24 protein-coding genes are annotated in these 24785 nt (G+C 68.5%); 20 read left to right on the plus strand and 4 right to left on the minus strand.

Translation table 11 applies throughout. The features are described 5' to 3' along the window. Genes MELE44368_RS13440 through MELE44368_RS13470 form a run of 7 tightly spaced genes read left to right on the plus strand, consistent with a single transcriptional unit; the run spans position 1 to position 8160 of the window. Entirely contained in the window at positions 1-1470 is a 1470-nt protein-coding gene (locus MELE44368_RS13440; RefSeq protein ID WP_241566609.1) for an MCE family protein, read from the plus strand. Between the two features lie 42 nt (positions 1471-1512). Next, positions 1513-2541, plus strand: a complete 1029-nt coding sequence (locus MELE44368_RS13445; protein ID WP_128108948.1) for a virulence factor Mce family protein — start codon at positions 1513-1515, stop codon at positions 2539-2541. Then, positions 2538-3836, plus strand: a complete 1299-nt coding sequence (locus tag MELE44368_RS13450) for an MCE family protein (protein WP_128108949.1) — start codon at positions 2538-2540, stop codon at positions 3834-3836. The genes MELE44368_RS13445 and MELE44368_RS13450 overlap by 4 nt, the downstream gene beginning before the upstream one ends. Then, positions 3833-5176 carry an MCE family protein gene (locus tag MELE44368_RS13455; RefSeq protein WP_128108950.1) on the plus strand — a complete coding sequence of 448 codons (1344 nt, stop codon included), beginning with the start codon at positions 3833-3835 and terminating at the stop codon, positions 5174-5176. Before MELE44368_RS13450 ends, MELE44368_RS13455 begins: the two co-directional genes overlap by 4 nt. Beyond that, positions 5173-6306 carry a virulence factor Mce family protein gene (locus MELE44368_RS13460; RefSeq protein ID WP_128108951.1) on the plus strand — a complete coding sequence of 378 codons (1134 nt, stop codon included), beginning with the start codon at positions 5173-5175 and terminating at the stop codon, positions 6304-6306. The genes MELE44368_RS13455 and MELE44368_RS13460 overlap by 4 nt, the downstream gene beginning before the upstream one ends. Before the next feature lies 1 nt (position 6307). Continuing rightward, on the plus strand, positions 6308-7774 hold the full coding sequence (locus MELE44368_RS13465) for an MCE family protein (protein WP_128108952.1): 1467 nt from the start codon (positions 6308-6310) through the stop codon (positions 7772-7774). A 32-nt stretch (positions 7775-7806) separates the two neighbouring features. Beyond that, positions 7807-8160: a hypothetical protein gene (locus MELE44368_RS13470; RefSeq protein ID WP_128108953.1), complete on the plus strand. Its 354-nt coding sequence runs from the start codon at positions 7807-7809 to the stop codon at positions 8158-8160. Here MELE44368_RS13470 and MELE44368_RS13475 read toward each other — a convergent pair. Further along, entirely contained in the window at positions 8157-8636 is a 480-nt protein-coding gene (locus MELE44368_RS13475) for an NUDIX domain-containing protein (RefSeq protein WP_276051069.1), read from the minus strand. The two genes, MELE44368_RS13470 and MELE44368_RS13475, sit on opposite strands and share 4 nt — an antisense overlap. 78 nt (positions 8637-8714) lie before the next feature. Here MELE44368_RS13475 and MELE44368_RS13480 point away from each other — a divergent pair, with 78 nt between their 5' ends. The 3 genes from MELE44368_RS13480 to MELE44368_RS13490 are packed head-to-tail and all read left to right on the plus strand — an operon-like array spanning position 8715 to position 11094. Continuing rightward, a complete protein-coding gene (locus MELE44368_RS13480) occupies positions 8715-10121 on the plus strand; it encodes an acyl-CoA synthetase (protein ID WP_128108955.1) in 1407 nt (468 codons plus the stop codon). Next, positions 10112-10462 (plus strand): VOC family protein, encoded by a 351-nt coding sequence (locus MELE44368_RS13485; RefSeq protein ID WP_046752537.1) that lies wholly within the window; start codon positions 10112-10114, stop codon positions 10460-10462. Before MELE44368_RS13480 ends, MELE44368_RS13485 begins: the two co-directional genes overlap by 10 nt. 26 nt (positions 10463-10488) lie before the next feature. Further along, positions 10489-11094: a M15 family metallopeptidase gene (locus tag MELE44368_RS13490; protein WP_409366123.1), complete on the plus strand. Its 606-nt coding sequence runs from the start codon at positions 10489-10491 to the stop codon at positions 11092-11094. Positions 11095-11182: 88 nt separating this feature from the next. Here MELE44368_RS13490 and dapD read toward each other — a convergent pair whose 3' ends face one another. After that, positions 11183-12127: a 2,3,4,5-tetrahydropyridine-2,6-dicarboxylate N-succinyltransferase gene (gene dapD, locus MELE44368_RS13495; protein ID WP_128108956.1), complete on the minus strand. Its 945-nt coding sequence runs from the start codon at positions 12125-12127 to the stop codon at positions 11183-11185. Positions 12128-12247: 120 nt separating this feature from the next. Here dapD and dapE point away from each other — a divergent pair, with 120 nt between their 5' ends. From dapE to MELE44368_RS13515, 4 genes are all read left to right on the plus strand, one after another. Continuing rightward, a complete protein-coding gene (gene dapE, locus MELE44368_RS13500; protein WP_128108957.1) occupies positions 12248-13315 on the plus strand; it encodes a succinyl-diaminopimelate desuccinylase in 1068 nt (355 codons plus the stop codon). Between the two features lie 79 nt (positions 13316-13394). Continuing rightward, positions 13395-15005: an ABC-F family ATP-binding cassette domain-containing protein gene (locus tag MELE44368_RS13505; protein ID WP_128108958.1), complete on the plus strand. Its 1611-nt coding sequence runs from the start codon at positions 13395-13397 to the stop codon at positions 15003-15005. Between the two features lie 66 nt (positions 15006-15071). After that, positions 15072-16211, plus strand: coding sequence for a hypothetical protein (locus MELE44368_RS13510; RefSeq protein WP_128108959.1), 1140 nt, complete (start codon positions 15072-15074; stop codon positions 16209-16211). Positions 16212-16228: 17 nt separating this feature from the next. Beyond that, complete coding sequence (locus tag MELE44368_RS13515; protein ID WP_128108960.1) at positions 16229-16843, plus strand: hypothetical protein; 615 nt, start codon at positions 16229-16231, stop codon at positions 16841-16843. A 17-nt stretch (positions 16844-16860) separates the two neighbouring features. Here MELE44368_RS13515 and MELE44368_RS13520 read toward each other — a convergent pair whose 3' ends face one another. Beyond that, on the minus strand, positions 16861-17163 hold the full coding sequence (locus tag MELE44368_RS13520) for an ESX-1 secretion-associated protein (RefSeq protein WP_128108961.1): 303 nt from the start codon (positions 17161-17163) through the stop codon (positions 16861-16863). 59 nt (positions 17164-17222) lie between these two features. Next, complete coding sequence (locus tag MELE44368_RS13525) at positions 17223-19313, minus strand: ATP-binding protein (protein WP_128108962.1); 2091 nt, start codon at positions 19311-19313, stop codon at positions 17223-17225. Between the two features lie 28 nt (positions 19314-19341). Here MELE44368_RS13525 and MELE44368_RS13530 point away from each other — a divergent pair, with 28 nt between their 5' ends. The 6 genes from MELE44368_RS13530 to MELE44368_RS13555 all read left to right on the plus strand — a co-directional run bounded on the left by MELE44368_RS13530 (position 19342) and on the right by MELE44368_RS13555 (position 24734). After that, the gene (locus tag MELE44368_RS13530) at positions 19342-19902 is read left to right on the plus strand and encodes a cytokinin riboside 5'-monophosphate phosphoribohydrolase (RefSeq protein ID WP_241566610.1); all 561 of its coding nucleotides are present in this window, start codon (positions 19342-19344) and stop codon (positions 19900-19902) included. A 57-nt stretch (positions 19903-19959) separates the two neighbouring features. Then, positions 19960-21741: a long-chain-acyl-CoA synthetase FadD6 gene (fadD6, locus tag MELE44368_RS13535; RefSeq protein WP_128108964.1), complete on the plus strand. Its 1782-nt coding sequence runs from the start codon at positions 19960-19962 to the stop codon at positions 21739-21741. 74 nt (positions 21742-21815) lie between these two features. Beyond that, complete coding sequence (gene folP / locus MELE44368_RS13540) at positions 21816-22691, plus strand: dihydropteroate synthase (RefSeq protein WP_128108965.1); 876 nt, start codon at positions 21816-21818, stop codon at positions 22689-22691. Between the two features lie 28 nt (positions 22692-22719). Beyond that, positions 22720-23679 carry a glucosyl-3-phosphoglycerate synthase gene (locus tag MELE44368_RS13545; RefSeq protein WP_128108966.1) on the plus strand — a complete coding sequence of 320 codons (960 nt, stop codon included), beginning with the start codon at positions 22720-22722 and terminating at the stop codon, positions 23677-23679. 30 nt (positions 23680-23709) lie between these two features. Next, entirely contained in the window at positions 23710-24075 is a 366-nt protein-coding gene (locus MELE44368_RS13550; RefSeq protein WP_128108967.1) for a DivIVA domain-containing protein, read from the plus strand. Next, positions 24072-24734 (plus strand): DNA-3-methyladenine glycosylase I, encoded by a 663-nt coding sequence (locus tag MELE44368_RS13555; protein WP_264032616.1) that lies wholly within the window; start codon positions 24072-24074, stop codon positions 24732-24734. The genes MELE44368_RS13550 and MELE44368_RS13555 overlap by 4 nt, the downstream gene beginning before the upstream one ends. The last annotated feature ends 51 nt before the right edge of the window (positions 24735-24785 follow it).

Genomic DNA, 24785 nt, shown 5'->3' on the forward strand with positions numbered 1-24785 from the left:
GTGACACTCGACGACGATTCGCGTATCGGTCCTGCGTGGTACACCGGCGTCCTCCTGATCGCCGTGGTAGCGATAAGCTTCACCACCGCAGCACTTTTCGGTGGGTGGTTCCGCAGCTCGATCCCCGTCACCCTGACCTCGGATCGCGCAGGTTTGATCATGGAACCGGGCGGCAAGGTCAAACTGCGCGGGATGCAGGTGGGGCGTGTCGCGCGGGTCGACGCCGACGGCGACGCGACACTGCAACTGGAGATCGATCCCAAGTTCGTCCAGTACATTCCGGCCAACGTCGGTGCCGAGATCACCGCGACAACGGCGTTCGGGGCCAAATACGTCCAGCTGATCTATCCGGACGATCCCGACCCGCAGCGGCTCAGGGCGGGGCAGGTGCTGCGCTCGCGCAATGTCACCGCCGAGATCAACACGGTGTTCCAGAACCTCGTCGACCTTCTCGACATGGTGGACCCGGCGAAGCTGAACTCGCTGCTGTCGGCGCTCGCCGAGGGTGTGAGGGGTCAGGGCGACGCCGTCGGCGAGGCCACCAGCGCCGCGAACGAGGTACTGCTCGCCCTCAATCCGCGCAGTGAGACGGTGCGTGCAGACTTTCGGTCGTTGTCTAAGTTCAGCGATGCCTTCGGCGCCGCGGCCGTGGACATCCTCAACGCGGTGAGTTCTTTCAGCACCACCGCGGTCACGGTGAGCGATCAAGCGCGAGCGTTGGATACCTTGCTGATCAACGTGATCGGACTCAGCGACAGCGGAACCAGCCTCCTGGGGTACAGCAAGGACGACCTCGTGCGCACCGTCACCGCGCTCGCACCGACCAGCGCGCTGCTGTTCAAGTACAACCCGTCGTTGACGTGCCTGCTGGTCGGTGCGAAGTGGTTCATCGACAACGGCGGCGCGCAAGCCGAAGGCGGCAACGGGTATTCGATCATCCTCGATGCCGGGCTGACCTGGGGCCAGGACAACTACCGGTATCCCCGCCACCTGCCGGTCGTCGGCGCGAAGGGCGGTCCCGGCGGCAAACCGGGCTGCGGATCGCTGCCCGATCCCAGCAAGAAATTCCCGGTGCGCCAACTTGTCACCAACACCGGCTGGGGCGTCGGCGACGACATCCGGGTCAATCCGGGCATCGGGTTCCCCGGCTGGGCCAACTACTTCCCAGTCACCCGTGCCGCGCCGGAACCGCCGAGCATCCGGAACCTGGACGGGCCCGCCCCGGCGCCGCTCCCGTACTCGGGTGGCCCGCCGTACGGTGCACCGCAATACGCACCCGACGGCACGCCGCTCTATCCGGGTCTGCCGCCTGCACCGCCCCCGGGGGCGCCGCGCGAACCGGGGGTCAGACCCGGGTCTGAACCGTTCGTCGCGCCGGTTCCGGCGCACACCCGGCCGACGCCCCTGCCGCCGGCGCCGCCGCCGCCGATACCCGGTCCATCGGTGGCCTCGCTGAGTCCGCCGTCCTGACCCGGACAACAACCGCCTGAACCAGCCGTCAAAGGGGACATGATGAAAGACCGTCTCACCGCCGTCATCTGGCGTCTCGCGATCTTCGTGTCCGTCTGCCTGATGGGACTTTTCGTGCTGATCGCGGTGTTCGCGCAGTTGCGGTTCGAACCCAAACGCAGCTACATCGCGGAGTTCACCAACGTGGGCGGCCTCAAAGGTGGTGATTTCGTGCGGATCGCCGGCGTCGAGGTCGGCAAGGTCGGGCACATCGCCATCCGCCCGGACGCCACCGTGGCCGTCGAGTTCAACATCGACGACACCGTGGCGCTCACCGACACCAGTCGGGCGGTCATCCGGTTCGACAATCTCTACGGTGACCGCTATCTGGCCCTGGAACAAGGCGAAGGTGTCGGTGCGCCGCTCGCGGCCGGCGCCACTATCCCATCGTCGCGCACGGAACCTGCGCTGGACCTGGACACCCTGATCGGGGGATTCCGGCCACTGTTTCGGGCGCTGGACCCCGACCAGGTCAACGCGCTGTCATCGCAACTGATTCAGGCCTTCCAGGGCCAGGGTCAGGCGATAGGCTCGCTGCTCACTCAGACGGCCGCGTTGACCAACACGCTGGCCGATCGCGACGAGTTGATCGGAGAGGTCATCGAAAACCTCGATGTCGTGCTGGGCGCACTGAGCCGGCACAGCACGGAATTCGGTCAGGCGCTCGACTCGATCGCATCGCTCACCAAGTCCCTTGCGGCGCGCAAGAACGACATCGGCATCTCAGTGGCTCACGCCGACGCCGCCGCCGGATCGGTAGCCGATCTGCTGGCGCGTTCACGATCACCGGTGCGAAAAGTCGTCACCGAAGCCGATCGGACCGCCAGTCTGGTGCTCGAGGAACGTGACTATTTCGACGATCTGCTCAACACGCTTCCCGACGCGTACCGCATCCTCGGCCGTCAGGGACTCTACGGCGACTGGTTCGCCTTCTACGTGTGTGAGGCCATCATCAAGGTCAACGGCAAAGGCGGGCAACCGGTCTATATAAAGGCGGCTGGTCAGTCTTCAGGCAGGTGTACCCCGAAATGAGGCCACTGACTGAACGTAACCCCCTGCTTGTCGGCATCACCGGATCCGTGCTCACCGCCGCGGCCGTATTAGGTACCCTCAACTACGACCGGTTGCCATTGATCGACGGAACCCGTGAGTACTCCGCGTATTTCGCCGACGCGGCGGGTCTGCGTCCGGATTCGCCGGTGGAGGTGGCTGGACTCCGGGTGGGCCAAGTGTCCAGCATCGCGCTGGACGGCGACCGGGTCTTCGTCCGGTTCGATGTCGACAAGGACGTAGAGGTGGGTGAGCGGACGGAGGCCGCCATCAAAACCAAGACTGTCCTCGGTGCCAAGTTCATTGAAGTCACGCCGCGAGGTGGCGGTCGTCAATCCGGACCGATCCCGCTCGAGCGCACGACTTCTCCCTACCAGCTGGCTGATGCGCTCGGCGATTTGTCGACGACGATCAGCGGTCTCGACACCGAAGAGCTGTCTGCGTCCCTGGCCACCCTGGCCGAGACGTTCTCAGACACCCCGCCGGACCTACGGGCTGCGGTGCAGGGGGTTTCACGGTTTGCCGACACGCTCGCCGAACGTGATCAGCAGCTGCGTTCGCTGCTGTCGAACCTCAGCACGGTAACCGGTGTGCTGTCCGAACGCACCGAGCAGATCGCCGGCTTGATCGCCGACACGAACGTAATGCTGGCCCAACTGAGAATGCAGAGCAGCGCACTCGACCGCATCTCGGGCAACATCTCTGCGATCAGTCGAGAACTCCGCGACTTCATCGAAGAGAACCGCGCTTCGTTCAAACCGGCTTTAGACAAGCTCAACGACGTGCTCACTGTCGTCGACAACCGCAAAGTCAAGCTTCAGGACGCGGTCAAGCGTCTCAACGGCTATGCGATGTCGCTGGGCGAATCCGTCTCCTCCGGACCGTATTTCAAGGGGTTCATCGTCAACCTGCCGCCCGGGCAATTCATCCAGCCGTTCATCGACGCAGCGTTCTCCGACCTGGGTCTGGATCCGAACGTCCTGGCACCGTCGCAGCTGACCGATCCGCCGGAGGGGCAACGCGCGACCCCGGCGCTGCCGGTGCCGTATTCGCGCACCGGGCAGGGCGGCGAGCCGCACTTGACGCTGCCCGACGCCATCACCGGCAAGCCGGGTGATCCGCGGTATCCCCACCGTGAGCCGCTGCCCGCCCCGCCGCCAGGTGGCCCGCCGCCGGGTCCGCCCGCAGCTCCGGGCGGACCGCAACCCCCGCCGACCCACGGCCCGGTCTTTCTGCCCGCGCCCGGCGAGACACCAGCATCCGAGGGGCAACCATGACCAGACGTACGTTTACGATCGGCCTGGCGGTCGTGTTGGTGCTGACCGTCATCGCCGGGCTCGTCGTCGCGATTCCGTTGGCAAACGAGGCGCAGAAGACCAGGGTCACCGCTTATTTCGCCAATGCCAACGGCATCTACATCGGTGACGACGTCCGCATACTCGGGGTGCGAGTCGGGGAGATCGACACCATCGAGGCCCAGCCGCAGCAGGTGAAGATCACCTTCAAGATCGACCACGGAATCCGGGTTCCCGCCGACGCGAAGGCGGTGATCCTGTCACCGTCGCTGGTCTCGGCGCGCGCGATTCAGCTGGTGCCGGCGTACACCGGGGGGCCGGTGCTGGCCGACCAGTCGGTGATCTCGAGGGACCGAACGGCGGTGCCGGTGGAGTGGGACGACCTTCGCGAGCAGCTGTCGAAGCTCGCCGCGGCATTACAGCCCACCGAACCCGGTGCCGTCAGCACACTGGGCGCCTTCGTCAACACCGCCGCGGACAACCTACGCGGCGAGGGGGCCAACATTCACCACACCGTCCTCAAGCTCTCGCAGGCGTTCTCGGCGCTGGGCGACCATAGTGGCGACATCTTCGGCACCGTCAACGACCTGTCACTGGTGGTGTCGGCGCTGCAGGACAGCAGGGATCTGATGCGTCGGCTCAACCAGAACCTCGCCGCGACCACGGCGCTGATCAGTAACCACCCGAACGAGATCGGTGAGGCCCTGGCCGACATCGACGCGGTGGCCGAGAAAGTGTCCGACTTCGTCGCGGAGAATCGGGAGCCGGTCGGCGTGACCGCGGATAAGCTCGCGTCGATCAGTGGCGCGCTGCGCCAGAGCCTCGACGATCTCGAGCAAACGCTACACGTAGCGCCGACCGGTTTGTCGAACTTCGTCAACATCTACCCGCCGGCTATCGGTGGCTTCGCCGGCGCGTTCAGCCTGAACAACTTCGCCAACCCAATTCAATTCCTCTGCGGCGCAATTCAAGCAACCTCCCGGCTCAATGCGGAGCAGTCGGCGAAGCTGTGCGTGCAGTACCTGGCCCCGATCGTGAAGAACCGGCAGATCAACTTTCCACCGCTTGGTGTCAACCCAGTCGTCGGCGCGTACGCCCGCGCCAACGAGATCACCTACAGCGAGGATTGGCTGCGCCCCGATTACATCCCGCCGTCACCAGAGCACGCACCGCCGCACGAGGCGTCGGTCGAAACCCCGGGCGCCTATGCACCCCCGCACGTGCCGCTGGCCGTCGACCCGCCACTGCTTTCCGCCGAGAACCCCCTACCAGGACCGTCTGACCTTCGCGACATGATGCTCCCGACGGGGGTGGCACCGTGAACCCGCATCAACTGCGGGCTGGCACCGCCGCGGTGGTCGCCGTCGTCCTCGCTGCCTCGGGATGCGGCTGGAAGGGCGCCAACTCGATGCCGCTGCCCGGCACCGAAGGCGGAGGGCCCGGCTCCTACACCATTCAGGCGCAGCTGCCCGATGTTGGCAACATCCAGCGGAACTCGCGGGTCCGCGTCGGCGACATCAACGTCGGAACCGTCACCGACATCGAACGCCAAGGCTGGAACGCGTTGCTGACGATGACGGTCAACGGCGACGTCGTGCTGCCCGCCAACACGACCGCGAGCATCGGCCAGACCAGCCTGCTGGGCACATTGCACGTAGAACTGGTGCCACCGCAAATCGTCGAGCCGCAAGGCAGACTCCACGACGGATCGCTGATCCCGTTGGCCTCGGGTTCTGCTTATCCCTCTACCGAACAAACCCTCGCCAGCCTCTCGCTGTTGCTCAACGGGGGCGGTATCGGTCAGATCCAGGACATCACAACAGCATTGAGCACCGCCTTTGCAGGGCGCGAGAAGGATCTACGGAGCCTGATCGAGCAACTCGGCGTCTTCATTTCCCGAGTCAACGAACAGAAGCAGGACATCATCGGCGCCACCGAGAGCGTCAACCGGTTGGCCGGGCAGATCGCTGCGCAGAAGCCGGTGGTGGACAGGGCGTTCGAGACGATTCCGCAGGCGTTGGCGGTGCTATCGGAGCACCGCGAAAACCTCGCCACCGCGCTGGACAAGGTCGGTGAGCTCAGCGCGCTGACCACAGATACGGTGACCCAGACCAAGGAAAACCTGATCGTCGAGCTCAATGAACTCGGACCCGTTCTCGAATCGCTGGCCAACGCCGGGCCGGCCATGGTGCGCTCGCTGAGCTTCTTGACGACGTTTCCGTTCGTCAAGGAGAACATCGGCAATTTCTTCCGGGGCGACTACGCCAACCTCACCGGGATCTTCGATCTCACGCTGAGCCGCATCGACGCCGGCTTTTTCACCGGCACTCGCTTCGAGGGCACCCTCACCGAGTGGGAGCTGCAGTGGGGCCGGACCATCGGCCAGTACCCTAGCCCCTATACCAACGGCAACCCGTTGACGGCGCCCTACCACTTCGACCAGGGCCGCTGACATGAGGCTGACGCGACGGATCAGATTGCAACTGCTGGTGTTCGGTGTGGTCTCAGTGCTCGCCGGCGCGGTCATGAGCATCGGCTATATCGGTCTGCCCAGCCTGCTTTTCGGCATCGGACGCTATGAGGTGGTCGTGCAGCTACCGGCGACCGGCGGCCTCTACAAGAGCGGCAACGTGACATACCGCGGGCAGGAGATCGGGCGGGTCGTCGATGTGCGAATGACCGACGGCGGAATCGAGGCCTTACTGTCGCTCGACTCGAAGGTCGCGGTGCCCTCGGATCTGACCGCGGAGGTGCACAGTAGGTCCGCGATCGGCGAGCAGTACGTCGACCTCATTCCGCGGCCCGGCGCCACCGACACAGCCACGTTGAGCAACGGTGATGTCATCCCCGTCGACCGGACGTCGGTGCCGCCCAGCATCAACGAACTGCTCGACGCCACGAACCGTGGCCTGCAGGCGATCCCAGGCGACAATCTGAAGGTCGCCATCGACGAAGGAGCGGCAGCCGTAGGTGGGCTCGGGCCTGAGCTGTCCCGGTTGGTCAAGGGCTCGACGAGGCTGTCCATCGACGCCAAGCACAACTTGGGCAGGCTCACCAACCTCATCGACCACGCCAAACCCATACTGGACACCCAAAGTGAGACATCGGATTCCATCGCTTCCTGGGCCGCCAACATCGCCGACATCACCCGTCAGGTCGAACAGCAGGACCACGCGGTGCGGGGCATCTTCAAGGACGTGCCCTCGACCGCGGGTGAAGTCAAACAGCTCCTCGACCGGCTGCAACCGTCGTTGCCCATCATGCTCGCGAACCTGACTGGCGTCGCCGACCTCGCCGTCACCTATAACGCCAGCCTCGAACAGCTGCTTGTGCTATACCCCCACGCGGTAGCGGTCCTGGGCAGCTCGCTGGTTCCCGATATGGGGCTGACCACTGCTTACAAGGGCCCATTCGTCACCTTCGACCTGAACCTCAACGTGCCGCCACCGTGCCTGACCGGCTACCTGCCGCCGAGCCAACAGCGTTCACCGGTCTTCGAGGACTACCCCGACCGGCCCGAAGGCGACCTGTATTGCCGTGTGCCGCAGGACTCTCCGTTCAACGTCCGCGGCGTCCGCAATACGCCGTGCGTCACCAAGCCGGGTAAGCGGGCCCCCACCGCCGCGATGTGCAAGAGCGACGAAGAATACGTGCCGCTCAACGATGGCTACAACTGGAAAGGCGACCCAAACGCGACACTGTCGGGGCAGGACGTTCCGCAACTACTTCCGGGCCAGACCGCGCCGACCGGAGAGGCTGGCGCGTCCGGAGAACACCCGCCGCCAATGGCTTTCGCCGAGTACGAGCCCCACACTGGCGCGTACGTGGGCCCGGACGGCCGCGTGTACACGCAATCCAACCTGGCCGCCCCGGCAACGGATCGCACCTGGCAGTCGATGCTGGTGCCGCCCGGGCTGTGACGGGGCTGAACGAAGTGATGAGGAGCATTGACATGCATCGAGCCGACGAATTGTCCCTTGCCTGGGCTCTGGCGGACTCGGCGGCCGCGTTCGTGACCGCCGACAGGTTCGCCCTGGTATGCGTGAAGATCGGTGCCGGAGAACTCCAGAGCGCAATCACCACCCTGCTCGATCACCACGCCCGCTTCGGCGCGGAACTGCCGGACCACCTGGCGCAAGCCGTGCAGACATGGTTGCGTGGTTACCGCGGTACCGACGAGGAGCCGAAACTGTGTCGCCTCGCCGCACGCATCCGCGTAGCCGCGGGATCCGATCGGCCGGCTCCGCGAATGGTCGCACGGTGCAGTCCGGTAGTCCGCCGGGCGGGCGCGCACCGGGCCTGCTAGCGTCCGGCGAGCAACAACAACGTCCATGCCGCAACCGACTGGGCGTCGGTGATCTCACCGTCACGGATCATTCGCTCTACCTCAGCGCGCGAGAACCACTCGCTGTGCATGTCCTGCTCTTCATGCTCGCGCTCGTGTTCGCCTTCGGTGATCCCCGTAGCCAGAAACACCCAGCCGCGTTGACTGCTCATACCCGGGGCCACGTCGAGCCGGCCGAGCACCTCCATGTGGGACGCTCGCAGCCCCGTTTCCTGGCGGAGTTCGAGCGCGGCGAGGTCGGCGGGCTCGAGGTCATCGCCGCCGGGTGCCGTACCTTGCGGAAATTCCCAGCGCCGCAGGCCCAGTGGATACCGGAACTGTTCAACGAGGTGGAAACGGTCGCCGTCGCATGCCATGACCAGCGCATACGACGGTTTGTCGATGACGGCGTAGATGCCACGGCTGCCGTCCGGGTGCAGGATCGCGTCCTCGCGCATCGTCAACCAGTTGTTGCGGTACACCTCACGCGTTGCGATCGTCTGGATGGAAGTCACGCGCCCAGTATCCTCACGCACGTGTTGCTCACCTCGCTGAACCCCGCTGCCGTCGCCGCCGGCGCGGATATCGGCGATGCCGTGCGCATCGACGGAGCCACGTTGAGCCGCGGCGATCTGGTGGGCGCGGCGACCTCGGTGGCCGAACGGATCGCCGGCGCGAACCGCGTCGCGGTGCTCGCCACCCCCACCGTGTCCACCGTGCTGGCGATCACCGGCTGCCTGATCGCCGGTGTGCCCGTCGTCCCGGTGCCCGCCGACGTCGGCGCCGCCGAACGCAGGCACATCCTGGCCGACTCCGGCGCTCAGGCGTGGCTGGGGGAGAAGCCGGCCGAGGACGAGGGATTGCAGCACGTCCCGGTACGGGTGCACGCGCGGTCGTGGCACCGCTACGCCGAACCCGCCGCCGAGGCGCCCGCGCTGATCATCTACACGTCGGGCACGACCGGCCCGCCCAAGGGCGTGATCGTGAGCAGACGCGCTGTCGCCGCCGACATCGACGCGCTCGCCGAGGCCTGGCAGTGGACTGCCGATGACACGCTGGTGCACGGCCTGCCGCTGTATCACGTGCACGGCTTGGTGTTGGGGCTGCTGGGGTCGCTGCGGATCGGTAATCGCTTCGTGCACACCGGAAAACCGACGCCGGAAGCCTACGCCGCGGCGGGCGGCTCACTGTATTTCGGTGTACCGACGGTGTGGTCGCGGGTGGCCGGCGACCGTGCCGCGGCTGAGGCGCTGGCCCCCGCGCGTCTACTGGTGTCGGGCAGCGCGCCGCTGCCGGTTCCGGTGTTCGACAAGCTCGCCGCCGTCACCGGGCACCGCGCGATCGAACGGTATGGCGCCACGGAGTCGCTGATCACGGTGAGCAGCCGCGTGGACGGCGAGCGTCGTCCCGGGTGGGTGGGTCTGCCGCTGACCGGAATCGAGACCCGGCTGGTCGACGAACACGGTGCGGACGTTCCGCACGACGGCGAAACCATTGGGCGACTGCAGGTTCGGGGCCCCACCCTTTTCGACGGGTACCTCAACCGGCCCGACGCCACCGCCGAGGCGTTCGACGCGGACGGCTGGTACCGAACCGGCGACGTCGCGGTGATCGACGCCGGCGGTATGCACCGCATCGTCGGGCGCGAGTCCGTCGACCTCATCAAGACCGGAGGGTTCCGTGTCGGTGCCGGCGAGATCGAGACCGCGCTGCTCGGGCACCCCGGCGTGCACGAGGCCGCCGTCGTCGGGGTTCCTGACGACGACCTCGGTCAGCGCATTGTCGCGTTCGTCGTCGGCGACGCCGACCCTTCAGCGCTTATCGAGTTTGTGGCGCAGCAGCTTTCGGCGCACAAGCGGCCGCGTGAGGTGCGGTTGGTCGATGCGCTGCCGCGCAACACCATGGGCAAGGTGCTCAAAAAGGAGTTGGCACAGTGGCATTGAAGTTTGACGAGATCTGCATCGACGCTCACGACGCCACCGGGCTGGGTCGGTGGTGGTCAGAGGTGCTCGGCTGGCCCCACGACGTCGACGACGACGGCGACGTGGTGCTGCGCGCGCCCGCCGGTGCCGGGCCGAACTGGTTGTTCCTGGCGACCCCCGACGACAAGGTCGTCAAGAACCGCATCCACTTCGACTTCCGGCCCGACGATCAGCAGGCCGAGGTGCAGCGCGTGATCGCCATGGGCGCCCGACGTGTCGATATCGGCCAGGGCGACAGCAGCTGGGTCGTGTTGGCCGATCCGGAGGGCAACGAGTTCTGCATCCTGGCCGCCGAAGATTGACCCCCGCCTTTCCTCCGCGAGCGTGCGTGTCTGAGGGCGACACGCCGATCAAAACGCGGAGTTTACGCACGCTCGTCGCCCTGACGGCCGCGGCGGTTGCGGCCCTGTCACTGTGCGCTTGCGGAACCGCGCCGCCGCCGCACGCACCCCAACACACGATAGTCACCGAGCCTCTGCGCATCGGCGACGCGGCGACCGACACCGTGGGCGGCTGGCTGCCTGCGGGCGTGACCCTTTCCCCGTTCGACGTGTCGAATCCGATTGTGGGATGGCTGGACCCGTCGTTGCTCGAAGCGGTTCAGGACGCGGCGCGCGCGGCCGCGGCGGAGGGGATCGACATGCGGATCAGCTCGGGTTGGCGGACAACGGGCTTCCAGCAGCGGCTGTTCGACCTGGGTGTGCAGCAGCACGGCAGCGTGGAGGCTGCCCGCGAGTTTGTCGCGCCCGTCGATGTGTCGAAGCATGTCACCGGTGAAGCCGTCGACATCGCGCCGGTACAGGCCGACATGTGGTTGATCCGCAACGGCTCTCGGTTCGGGCTGTGCCAGGTTTTCGCCAACGAGATATGGCACTTCGAACTCGTTGCGGTCGGCGGCCACTGCCCGCCGTTGAAGCCGAACGCGGCGAGCTGAGACCGCCGCGAGCGTGCGCAAACTCGCGCTTGTGTTCGGCGTGTCGGCCTCAGACACGCACGCTCGCGCAAAAAGGTGGCCAACGCGTTTAGTTCTGGTGCAGTGCCTCGTTGAGCGTGATGCCGCTACCGTCACGCTTGACCACCTCGACCGCGCCGGTGATCGAATTGCGCCGGAACAACAGGTTGTTGGCGCCTGACAATTCGCGCGCCTTGACCGTCTGGCCGTCGCTGGTCTGCACCTTGGTGCCCGCGGTGACATACAGCCCCGCCTCGACCACGCAGTCGTCGCCCAGCGAGATACCAAGGCCCGCATTGGCGCCCAGCAGGCAGCGCTTGCCCACCGAGATCACCTCGGTGCCGCCGCCGGACAGCGTGCCCATGATCGACGCGCCACCGCCGACGTCGGAGCCGTCGTCGACCACCACGCCCGCCGAGATCCGGCCCTCCACCATCGAGTTGCCCAGCGTGCCCGCGTTGAAGTTGACGAACCCCTCGTGCATGACGGTGGTGCCCGACGCGAGATGCGCGCCCAGCCGCACCCGGTCGGCGTCGGCCACCCGCACCCCCGGCGGCAACACGTAGTCCACCATCCGCGGGAACTTGTCGACGCCGTAGACGGTGACCGGGCCGCGTCGGCGCAGCCGCGCACGCACCGTCTCGAACCCCTCGACGGCGCACGGGCCGTGGTTGGTCCACACCACGTTGGTCAACAGGCCGAAGAACCCGCCCGCGTTGAGGCCGTGCGGGGCCACCAGCCGGTGCGACAGCAGGTGCAGCCGCAGGTACACGTCGTAGGCATCGGTCGCCTCGTCGTCCAGCGACGCGATGACGGTACGCACGGCCACGGTCTCGACGCCGCGGTCGTCGTCGCGGCCGGTGAGCGCGCTCAGCTCCTCGGGCACCTCGGCCGCCGAGAGCCGGGTGGTGCCGGACGGGCCGTCCCCGCTGAGTTCGGGGGACGGAAACCAGGTGTCGAGGACGGATCCGTCGGCGGCGATGGTCGCAAGGCCGACGCCAGAAGCAGCAGTCACGTTGGTAGAGGCTACGTTCTCCGGCGAGCAGACGTGAACACCCCCCGAAACGCCGCAAAGTGGGGGTCTACGCGTCTGCTCGCGGGGGGTCGCCGACGTGACCGACTAACCTCAAACGGTGTGGGCCTGGACTTGCACGCTGATCCGATCGCGCTGACCGCGGCGCTGGTGGACATCCCCAGCGAATCGCGCAACGAGCAGCGCATCGCCGACGAAATCGAGACCGCGTTGTGCGAGCAGACCACCGGCTTCGAGATCATCCGCAGCGGTAACGCCGTTCTGGCCCGCACCCACCACGGCCGACCGTCGCGCGTGCTGCTCGCCGGCCACACCGACACCGTGCCCGTCGCCGGCAACCTGCCCAGCCGGCTCGACGGCGCTTACCTCCACGGTTGCGGCACCTCCGACATGAAATCCGGGGACGCGGTCTTCCTGCATCTGGCCGCGACGATCGCCGAGCCGCGGCACGACATCACGCTGGTGATGTATGACTGCGAGGAAATCGAGGCGAGCGCAAACGGTTTGGGCCGCATCGAGCGCGAGCTGCCCGACTGGCTGGCCGCCGACGTCGCGATCCTCGGCGAACCGTCGGGCGGATACATCGAGGCCGGCTGCCAGGGCACGCTGCGCGTGGTCGTCACCACCTCGGGAACCCGCGCCCATTCCGCGCGATCCTGGCTGGGCGACAACGCGATTCACAAACTCGGCGACGTGCTGGCGCGGCTGCGGGACTACCGTCCCCGCAGCGTCGACATCGACGGGTGCGTCTACCGCGAAGGGCTCTCGGCGGTCGGCATCGACGGCGGCATCGCGGGCAACGTCATCCCCGACGCCGCGTCGGTGACGATCAACTTCCGCTTCGCGCCCGACCGCACCCCCGGGCAGGCCCTGCGCCACGTGCACGAGGTGCTCGACGGCCTCGACGTGTACATCGAGCTGACCGACTCCGCCCCGGGCGCGCTACCCGGCCTGACCAAACCGGCCGCTGCGGCACTGGTGGCCGCCGCCGGCGGGCAGGTGCGGGCCAAGTACGGGTGGACCGACGTCGCGCGGTTCGCCGCGCTGGGCATCCCGGCGGTCAACTACGGCCCCGGCGACCCGAACCTGGCGCACCGCGCCGACGAGCGGGTGGAGACCGCGGCCATCACGGCCGCCACCGACACGCTGCGGCGGTATTTAACCGCTTGACCGCATCCCTACGCTGAAGGCATGCGGTGAGACGACGACCCCGGTGTCCCCAGTCGTTCTGTCATGAGAGCTCACCCCCATGTCTTCCATCGTCTTCTCCGACGTGTCGTTCGCCTGGCCGGACGACGACACGCCGCTGTTCCATCACCTTTCGGTGACCGTCGGCCCCGGCCGCACGGGCCTCGTCGCGCCCAACGGTGCGGGCAAGAGCACGCTGCTCAAGCTCATCACCGGCGAGTACGGGCCCACCACCGGATCGGTCACTGTCGACGGGACCATCGGCTACCTGCCGCAGACGCTGCCGTTCGTCGCCGAGCGCACCGTGGCCGACGTGCTCGGCGTCGCGCCGGTCATCGCAGCGCTGAACGCCCTGGCCGACGGCGACGCCGGCGACGAGGTGTTCGCCGCGATCGGCGACGACTGGGACGTGGAGGAGCGCACCCGGGCCCAACTCGACCGGCTGGGGCTGGACCACATCGAGCCGGACCGTGCGCTCGGTTCGTTGTCCGGCGGCGAGGTGGTCTCCCTCGGGCTGGCCGCTCAGCTGCTCAAGCGCCCCGACGTGCTGCTGCTCGACGAGCCCACCAACAACCTCGACGTCGACGCGCGCCGCCGACTCTACGACGCCCTCGACGACTTCACCGGATGCCTGCTGCTGGTCAGCCACGACCGCACGCTGCTGGACCGGATGGACCGCATCGCCGAGCTGCATCGCGGTGAAATCCTTTTGTACGGCGGCAATTTCACGATGTACACCGACGCCGTGCAGGAGGCGCAGCGGGTCGCCGAGAACGTCGTGCGCAGCGCCGAACAACAGCTGAAGCGCGAGAAGCGCGACATGCAGCTGGCCCGGGAGCGCGCCGCGCGCAAGGCCTCGACCGCGTCGCGCAACGTCAGCAATGCCGGTCTGCCCAGAATCGTCGCCGGCGCGATGAAGCGGCGGGCGCAGGAGTCGGCGGGCAAGGCTGACGACGTGCACGCCGCCCGGGTCGGCGACGCCAAGGCACGGCTCGACGACGCCGAGCGCAGGCTGCGCAACGACGACGCCCTCGTGCTCGACCTGCCGCAGACGGACGTGCCCGCCGGCCGTGACTTGCTGACGCTCGACGGTGTGACCGCGCGTCGCGGTGGGCGCACCCTGTTCACCGGGGTCGACCTGAGCATCCGCGGGCCCGAACGGATCGCGCTCACCGGGTCCAACGGCGCAGGCAAATCCACCCTGCTGCGGATCATCGACGGCACCACGGCCCCCGACGCCGGCACCGTTCGGCGCGCCGACGGCCGGGTGGCCTACCTGTCCCAGCGGCTGGACCTGCTCAATTCGCACCGCTCGGTCGGCGACAGCCTCGCCACCTGTGCGCCGGGCCTCTCGCAGACCCGGCGCAGGCACGTGCTGGCGCAGTTCCTGTTCCGCGGCGACCGGATCCACCTGCCGATTGGGGCGCTGTCGGGTGGCGAGCGCCTGCGCGCGACGCTGGCCTGCGTTCTCTACAGCGAACCCGCACCGCACCTGCTGCTGCTCGACGAGCCCACCAACAACCTCGATCTGGTCAGCGTCGGGCAACTGTCGTCGGCGCTGAACGCCTACCGCGGCGCGTTCGTCGTCGTCAGCCACGACGACCGATTTCTCGCCGAGATCGGCGTACAGCGCTGGTTGCGGCTATCCGATGGCTGGTTACAACCGGTGTAATCGGTGCTGATCGGCGCGGAATCAAGCGAAGCGGCAGCAACCGCGGGCGCGGTAGGTTTGAGCGTCATGGGGATCATGCCCGACGTCAGCCCCTACGGCTCGCAGACGGTGACGGGCCCGAGCTGGCCGAACGTCGACGAAGAGGTGCTGGCGTCGGCCGCCGCAGCCTTCGAAGCGCTGGCGGCAAAGCTGACCGGCACCGTGGTGCCCCGACAGCAGCGCCAGCTGATGCAGCTGTCCGACGCCTGGGAGGGCGCCGGGTCGATGGCCGCGGCGGGGGAGGCCAGCACGATCATCGTCGGTCACGAGGCCAACGCCGTGCAGGCCGCCGCGATCGCGGCCAAACTCCGCGCGATGGAGGCCACCGTCATCAAGACCAAGTTGCTGGCCAACACGATCGCCCAAGAGGTGCAGCACGAGTGCGAGGCGATCGCGGCGATGCCGTTCGGCAACGCCCAGCAGTTGGTGCAGAGCCGGACCAAGCTGGGCCTGTCGCAGAACATCGCCAACGTGACGACGAACACCACCGAGCTGGCCAACACGCTCGGGGTGCCGCCGAGCATCCCGTTCGCCGGCGCCCCGCCGGTACCCGGCGCCAAGGAAGCACAGGACAGCGGGGAAGAGGCCGCCGAGCAGGCCGGCCAAGGTTCGGAGCAGGCGATGCAGATGGCCGGCCAGATGGGCTCGATGGCGGCCCAGCTGCCCATGCAGATCGGTCAGGCGCTGATGGCGGTGCCGCAGCAGATGGGCCAGCAGCTCGCGCAGCCGTTGCAGCAACTGACGTCGTTGTTCGGCCAGGGCGGCAAGGCCGACGCACTGGGCGCGGCGGGGCTGCCGTTCTCGTCGTTCTCCAACCACCCGCTGGCGGGGGGCTCCGGCGCGGGCGGAGGCTCCGGGATGGTGCGGGCAGCGGGATTGCCCGGCGCGGGCGGCGTGCCGCTGCAGACCCCGCAGATGGCGAAGCTGGTCGGCAGCAAGCCGGTGAGCGCGGCGCCGGCGGAAGGAGCGGCGGCCGGGCCCACGGTCGCGGGCGGTATCGGCGGCATGGCCCCGATGGCCGCCGGTGCGGGCGGCATGGGCGGCATGGGCGGCATGGCGCCGATGATGGGACAGCGCGGAACAAGCGGAGGCAGCACGGCGGGGCTGGCGGTGCCGGCGCCGCTCGAACACGACCTCGGCGACGACGACGTCGACGACGACTGGTGAGGGCAGGGGGATACGCGATGTCTAGTCCGCTGAGAAAGCCCGAAGGCATCAGCTGGACCGCGGCCGCGGTCGAATTGCCGCATCTACCAACGGTTCCCGCGGGACAGGACGCGATGAGCTCGACAATCTCAGCGGTGCTGCCCACGCTGAGCGCCTCGCTGGCCGCCAACGTGGCGGCGCTGTCGGCCAAGGAGAACACGTTCTCCGGCAAGGTCGGTGCGGCGCAGGTGGCGTACACGAACTCCGATGACGCCGGTTCCCAGTCGGTGGGTCAGGTCGTCGGGATGCTCGGCCAGCTCGGCCGGCAGACCGGCCAGATGGGACAGTCGGCGGGTGCGCCCGCCCAGGCGCTCGGCGGGCAGACCGGCATGTTCGGCTCGCTGATGCAGCAGGCTACGCAGGCGGGCCGGGAGTCAGGCGGGCAGACGACGGGCGGCGCGGGCGCCGGCGGGGCGACGGGCGCCGCCGGGGCGACGGGTGCCGCCGACGCGTCGGTGCGGGAACGCCAACCGCTGCAGCGCGCCGACGACGAAGCCGCGTCCGACCAGAGCCGAGCGGGCACGGGCGCGGCTCCGGTGGCACCGCCGAGCACTACCGATCCCGGCGACGACGACACCGCGCGCCGGTTGTAACCGCCAGCACGGGAACTTCAGTCGGTCAGGCGTTCGGCGCTCGCCTGGTCGCCCTGCTCGTACCTCTGCACGGACTGCCGGAGCAGTTCGGCGATGGAACTGCCCGCGGCCGCGGTCGCCTGCAGGGTGTGGTGCCGGGCGTCGAGCACGCCGGACAGCGCGGTGCTCAGCGCGGAGGCGATCGCGCCGTGGGTGCTCTGCACATCGGCGGCCTCAGCCGCCCCGGCGCTCGTCAACTGCGACAACCCGGCGGCGACCCGATCGTGAAGCTGGGCACGGGACCGCACACCGTCGGGGTGTATGTACAGGTTGTCGCTCATCGAATACCTCCGTCGCCTAGCAAGTCTAGGGCCGCCGCAGCGCGGTCCCCGACACCAATTCAGCGCTGGGCGCCGCTCTGCGCCGCTGCGTCCGCCGCCGCGCGGGTCATGCCGATCGCGGCGTAACGCTGCGCCACCTCGGCCAGCGCCGCCGCGTCACGGCCCGCCAGGGCGCGCGCGTGCGCCAGCACCAACTGGCCTGCCGTGCAATCGCATTCGGCACTGACACGAACGACCCCGTCGACCGCGCGGATGTCGCCGAGTCGCACCGCGTCGAGCAGCGCCCGCAGCGCCACCGCCGCTTGTCCGCCACGCTCGGCGCTGCGCACCGCATCGCGGGCGGCGGCCACCGCGCCGTGCTGGTCGTGGCGCGCCGACATCGTCCACGCTCGCGCCAGCGCGAGTTCGGGAGCGAACAGCATGGACTTCAACCCGTGCCGGGATTCCGCGCGCGCCAACGCTTTTCCCGCCTCGACCGTCGCGCCCAGCTGGCCGAGCGCCTGGGCGAGCAGCATCCACGCCAGCGGCCCCCACGAGTATCCGGTCGGTGCCAGCGCGGCGGCCGCCGGTCGCAGCAGCCGCACGGCTTCCTCAAGGTCACCCTTGGTGATCAGCACGTCGGCGACCAACACCTCGCCGATCGCGCGGCCCGGCTGCTGCAGCTGCGCGAAGTCGGCGAGCTGTTGACCCAGCGCCTGCGCCTCATCGAGCGCTCCGCTCATCACCAGCGCAGTGATCTGCCCGAAGCCGCTGGTGAACCGCAGCAGCCCGGGATGCCCGGCGGCGATGGCGCGTTCGGCCAGCGCGTCGACCTCGCCGAAACGTCCCATCCGCGCCGCACTCAACGCCGCGGCGGCCGCCGCCCAGCCGACCGCGGTGTCGTCGGCGGCGGGGGAGGACAGCACGTCGTCGGCGATCTGCTTGGCACGGGTGGGACTGCCCGCGTTCATCGCGAACGTCGCCGACAGCGCATCCAGCGTGGTCCTTGCCGTCGGCGAGGTCACCCGGTTCCGCGTCGCCTGCAAGAACGCGGTGGCCCGCTCGGGCTCGGACAGCATCCAGAACTGGTTGGCCGCGCGCGGCAACGCCCACGCCATCAGGTCGGTCTCCGACAACGTCGACGGATCCACCTCGCCGAGCACCGCGTCGGCGTCGCGGCCCCTGCCCTGCCAGGCCAGCGCGTAACCCAGCGTCAGGCGCGTGCGCAGATCGGGCGCACGCTGCAGCGCGACGCGGCCGAGCCGTTCGGCCAGCATCAGATCGCCGAGGCGCAGCGCCTCTTCGGCTGCGTCGGCGATGTCGGCAGGCGGCTGTGGGCTGTCGCTGTCCAGCGCCAGCACCGCGCGCCGCAGCCGGTCGACCACATGGGCGTCGGCCGCGGCGGCCAGCCGGCCGACCACCTCGGTGCGCAACCTGCGCAGCTCGGGCCCGCCCAAAGCGTCGCGCACCGCGTCGACGAACAGCGGATGAGCCGGCCGCACCAGCGGTCCGGAAACCACGACCGCGCCGCACGATTGCGCCTCCGACACAGCGTCCCGGCCGAGCAGGTCGACGACCGAGGCCAGCGGCAGCGGATCGTCGACAGCCAACAGCTGCAGGGCCCGGCGCCCCGATTCCGGAAGCGAGCCGACGAAGTCGTCGATCACGGCGGCCAGCCGGCTGTCGTCGTGCCCGGGCGGCTGCATGTCCACACGCTCAAGCAGCCCGTCCTCCCACAGCGTCGAGATCTGCTCGGCGACAACACCGTTCGGCGCGAGTGTCACGATCAGCGTGGCCGTACCGCTGACCGCAAGCTGGTAGACCAGCGCCGCGGACAGCCGGTCGAGCAGATGCGCGTCGTCGACCACCAGCAGCCGCCCGTCGCCCAGGGTCTCGCGGGCCGTGCGCAGCACCTCGGCGGTCTTGCCGGCACTGGGTATGTCGACCAGGTGGCTGACCGCGGCGAACGGCACCGCGGCCATCGGCGTCGTCGCGGTGACCCAGTCGACCCGGCCGAACCGCGAGCCGAACCGGTCGACGGCGGCGCGGGCCAGCGTCGTCTTGCCCACCCCCGCAGGGCCGATCAACACCGCCCCCGAGCGTTCGGAAACGCCGGTGGAGATGGCGTCCAGTATCGGTTCGGGCGGCGCGGTGACCCACTCAACTGGCACGGCCGGATCATATGGTCAGCTTGTCTGCGTGTCCGCAGAACCCTTCCGCGAATGGGCGGTGTGTGTCTACTGCGCGTCCGGGCCGACGCACCCAGAACTGCTCGACCTGGCCGCGCGCGTCGGCGAGGCGATCGCCATGCGCGGCTGGACCCTGGTGTCCGGCGGCGGAAACGTGTCGGCGATGGGCGCGCTGGCCAACGGGGCCAGGGCGCGGGGCGGGTGCACCGTGGGCGTCATCCCCAAGGCGCTGGTGCACCGCGAGATGGCCGACGTGGACGCCGACGAGCTCATCGTCACCGACACCATGCGACAGCGAAAGCAGGTCATGGAGGCTCGCGCCGACGCGTTTCTCGCGCTGCCCGGCGGCATCGGCACCCTCGAGGAGTTCTTCGAAGCCTGGACAGCGGGGTATTTGGGTATGCATGAAAAACCCGTGGTGATGCTGGATCCCGGCGGGCACTACGACGGCTTGATCACGTGGCTGTACAGCCTGGTCGACAAGGGTTACGTCCCCCAGCAGGCCATGGATCGCCTGGTGCTCGTCGACGACATCGAGGTGGCGTTGGAGGTCTGCGCACCCCGCGGGTGAAAGTTGGCGTCGGTAGCTAGGGTGATGCGCCATGAGGCATCTGAGGGGAGCCGAGCAATGAGTGAGGACACGTCGGGAATCCGCACCAGCGTCGGGCTGCTCGACATCGCCAGAGGGTTGCCGGGCCTGCTGATGGACGCGCCGATCATCCTTCGCGGCGTGATCACCGGGTTCGGGGCCCGGCCGTCGGCCAAGACGTCCATCGGCAAGGTGTTCCAGGAACGCGCGGAAAAGTACGGCGACAAGGTGTTCATCAGGTTCGGCGACGAGCAGATCACCTACCGCCAGGCCAACGAGACCGCCAACCGTTACGCCGCGGTGCTGGCCGCGCGTGGGGTCGGGCACGGCGACGTCGTCGCAATCATGTTGCGCAACTCGCCGGAGACGGTGCTGCTGATGCTGGCCGTCGTGAGGTGCGGCGCCATCGCCGGGATGGTGAACTACAACCAGCGCGGCGACGTGCTCAAGCACAGCTTCGGAGTGCTGGGCGCCAAGGCCGTCATCGCCGACACCGACTTCGTCGACCCGATCACCGAGAGCGGCGCGGACACCGACGGGCTGATGACCGACGACGAACTCCAGCGACTCGCCGCCACCGCGCCGACGACCAACCCGCCGGCCACCGCGGCCGTGCTCGCCAAGGACAAGGCGTTCTACATCTTCACCTCGGGCACCACCGGCATGCCCAAGGCCAGCGTGATGACGCACTACCGCTGGCTGCGGGCGCTGGCCGGGTTCGGTGCGCTGGGCATGCGGCTCAAGAGCCGCGACACCCTGTACTGCTGCCTGCCGCTGTACCACAACAACGCGTTGACCGTGGCGTTGTCCTCGGTGCTCAACTCGGGCGCGACGCTGGCGCTGGGCCGCTCGTTCTCCGCGTCGAGGTTCTGGGACGAGGTGATCCGCTACGACGCCACCGCGTTCGTCTACATCGGCGAGATCTGCACCTACCTGCTCAACCAGCCGCCCAAGCCCGCCGACCGCCAGCACAAGGTCCGGGTGATCTGCGGCAACGGGCTGCGCCCGGCGATCTGGGATCAGTTCACCGAGCGGTTCGGCATCGAGCGGATCTGCGAGTTCTACGCGGCCAGCGAGGGCAACACCGCGTTCGTCAACGTGTTCAACATCGACAAGACCACCGGGATCTGCCCCTCGCCGGTGGCGTTCGTCGAATACCACCCCGACACCGGCGATCCCGTGCGCGGCGCCGACGGCCGGGTGCGCAGGGTGCGCAAGGGGGAGCCGGGCCTGTTGCTGTCGAAGGTGAGCAGCTTCCAGCCGTTTGACGGCTACACCGATCCGAAGGCCAGCGAAAAGAAGTTGGTGCGCAACGCTTTTCGGGACGGCGATGTCTGGTTCAACACCGGCGACCTGATGCGTTCGCAGGGTTTGGGCCACGCTGCGTTCATCGACCGGCTCGGCGACACGTTCCGGTGGAAGGGCGAGAACGTGGCCACCACCGAGGTGGAGGCGGCGATCTCCACCGATCCGCAGGTCGAGGAGGCCACCGTGTTCGGCGTCGAGGTGCGCGGCACCGGGGGGCGCGCGGGCATGGCCGCGATCCAGCTCAAGAACGGCGAGGAGTTCGACGGTATGTCGCTGGCAAAAGCGGCCTACGACAAGCTGCCGAGCTACGCGGTGCCGTTGTTCGTGCGGGTGGTCGAAGAACTCGCCTACACCTCGACGTTCAAAACCCAGAAGGTCGACCTGCGCAAGGAAGGCTACGGGGCGGACGTCGAGGACGCCATCTACGTGCTGGCCGGCCGCGACGAGGGCTACGTGGAGTTCTACGACGACTACCCCGACCACGTGAAGGCCGGCAAGCGACCCAAGCACTAGCCGTGGTTTCGGCGTAACCCGTCACGGTGGGCGTGACGAAACGCGCCGAAACCGCACGACCGTAGCCTGGAAGCGTGCAGTCGACTTTCCTGGGCCGTCCGGTGGCGGGCGATCGAGCGCTGATCATGGCGATCGTCAACCGCACACCGGACTCGTTCTACGACCGCGGCGCCACCTTCGCCGACGAGAAGGCCAAGGCGGCCGTGCATGCGGCGATCGAGGACGGCGCGGACGTCGTCGACGTGGGCGGCGTCAAGGCCGGTCCGGGCGATCCCGTCGACGTCGACGAGGAGATCGCGCGGGTCGTGCCGTTCATCGAGTGGGTGCGCGGCATCTACCCCGACCAGCTGATCAGCGTCGACACCTGGCGCGCGACGGTGGCCAAGCAGGCCTGCGCGGCCGGCGCCGATCTGATCAACGACACCTGGGCCGGGCACGATCCCGCGCTGCCCGAGGTGGCCGCCGAGTTCGGGGCGGGGCTGGTCTGCTCGCACACCGGCGGCGCGGCGCCGCGGACCCGGCCCTTCCGGGTCAACTACGGCACGACCGAGCGCGGCGTCGTCGACGACGTCATCGCCGAGGTGACGGCCGCCGCCGAACACGCGGTGAAACTCGGCGTGGCACGGGACGCCGTGTTGATCGACCCGACCCACGATTTCGGCAAGAACACTTACCACGGGCTTAGTTTGTTGCGCCACGTAAAAGACCTTGTAAACACTGGATGGCCAGTACTGATGGCGCTGAGCAACAAGGATTTCGTCGGGGAGACTCTGGGTGTGGGTTTGACCGAGCGCCTGGAGGGCACGCTTGCTGCGACGGCACTTGCCGCCGCGGAAGGCGCAGCGATGTTCCGGGTGCATGAGGTGGGGCCCACACGGCGCGTGCTGGAGATGGTCGCGTCGATTCAGGGCGCGCGTCGACCGGCGCGCGCGGTGAGGGGACTGGCATGACCCGAGGACGAGCGCGAGGAGGCGAACAATGACAGTGCTTTCGCAACTGACACCGGACACGGCAGGCACTGACGTCACCGCGCGGTGGCTGGCCGAACGAAGCTGGAACCGGCCGTCGTGGACGATCGCCGACCTCGAGGCCGCGAAGGGCACCCGCACGGTGTCTGTGGTGCTGCCTGCGCTCAACGAACAGGAGACCGTCGGCGCCGTCATCGAGACCATCGCGCCGCTGCTCGGCGGCCTGGTCGACGAACTGATCGTGCTGGACTCCGGTTCGACCGACGACACCGAGATCCGCGCCGTGGCCGCGGGCGCCCGGGTGATCACCCGCGAAGCCGCGCTGCCCGAGATCGAGCCGCAGCCCGGCAAGGGTGAGGTGCTGTGGCGCTCGCTGGCCGCCACCACCGGCGACATCGTGGTGTTCGTCGACTCCGACCTGATCGATCCCGACCCGATGTTCGTGCCCAGGCTGCTCGGCCCGCTGCTCACCACCGACGGCGTGCATCTGGTGAAGGGCTTCTACCGGCGGCCGCTGAAGGTCAGCGGCAGCGAGGACGCCAACGGCGGCGGCCGCGTCACCGAGCTGGTCGCCCGCCCGCTGCTGGCGGCGTTGCGCCCGGAGCTCAGCTGCCTGTGCCAGCCGCTGGGCGGTGAGTACGCGGCCACCCGTGAGCTGCTGATGTCGGTGCCGTTCGCGCCCGGTTACGGCGTGGAGATCGGCCTGCTCATCGACACCTACGACCGCCTCGGGCTGGACGCCATCGCCCAGGTCAACCTCGGGGTGCGCAGCCACCGCAACCGCCCGCTCACCGAGCTGGCCTCGATGAGCCGACAGGTCATCGCCACGCTGCTGTCCCGGTGCGGGGTTCTGGACTCCGGGGTGGGGCTGACCCAGTTCTTCGCCGACGGCGACGACTACACCTCGCGCACGTCGGTGGTGTCATTGGACGACAGGCCGCCGATGACCACGCTGCGCCCGCACGGCTGAATGTCGGGGTGTTGAGGCAGTATCGACACCGTGACGCTCGTTTTGGTCTATCTGGTCGTGCTGGTCCTCATCGCGATCGTGCTGTTCGCGCTGGGCAGCGTCCTGTTCGGGCGCGGTGAGCCGCTGCCGCCGCTGCCGCGCGACACGACGGCCACCGCGTTGCCCGCCTCCGGAGTCACCGGTGCCGATGTCGATGCGGTCAAGTTCACCCAGACCCTGCGCGGCTACAAGACCAGCGAGGTCGACTGGGTACTGGACCGGCTGGGTCAGGAGCTGGATCTGCTGCGCGCCCAGCTGGCGGCCGTGCGTGCGGCTTATGGGGTCGACGACGAGGGTGACGACGTCGGGGCGGCCGAAGGCGTGCACGCCGCGCCGTCACCGCAGGACGACGCGTGACCGCCGCGGTGGACGACGACGGCCGGGTCCGCTGCGCCTGGATCGACCGGTCCCGCCTGGCGCCCGCCGACTACCTGCTGTACCGCGACTACCACGACACCGAGTGGGGCCGGCCGCTGCGCGACTCGGCGGCGCTGTTCGAACGCATCAGCCTCGAGGCGTTCCAGAGCGGGCTGTCGTGGCTGGTCATCCTGCGTAAACGGGACAACTTCCGGCGCGCCTTCCACGGGTTCGACGCCGAGCGCGTCGCCCGCTACACCGACCGCGACGTCGACAGGTTGATGTCCGACACCGGCATCGTGCGCAACCGCGCGAAGATCGAGGCCACCATCGCCAACGCGCGCGCGGTCGCCGCACTCGACGACTCCGGGGTGGATCTCGCCGAGCTCTTGTGGTCTTTCGCGCCCGCCGACCGCGCCGAGCGGGCCCGCCCGGTCGACATCTCGCACGTCCCGGCGGTGACCCCGGAATCGACCGCGATGGCCAAGGAACTGAAGCGCCGCGGCTTCCGCTTTGTGGGTCCGACGACCGCATACGCCTTGATGCAGGCCACCGGGATGGTCGACGATCACACCGCCGACTGCTGGGTTCCGGCGACCTCTCCAGCGCCCTCGCCACGGGCTTTAGCGGGGTCTTTGCACACCAACCGGCCGCGATAGGGAAGAATAGAGGCGTTCAGTAGCAGTTCAGTGCCGGGAGCTGCCAAACGG

The organism is Mycolicibacterium elephantis DSM 44368, from assembly GCF_004014805.1.
Taxonomy (GTDB): domain Bacteria; phylum Actinomycetota; class Actinomycetes; order Mycobacteriales; family Mycobacteriaceae; genus Mycobacterium; species Mycobacterium elephantis.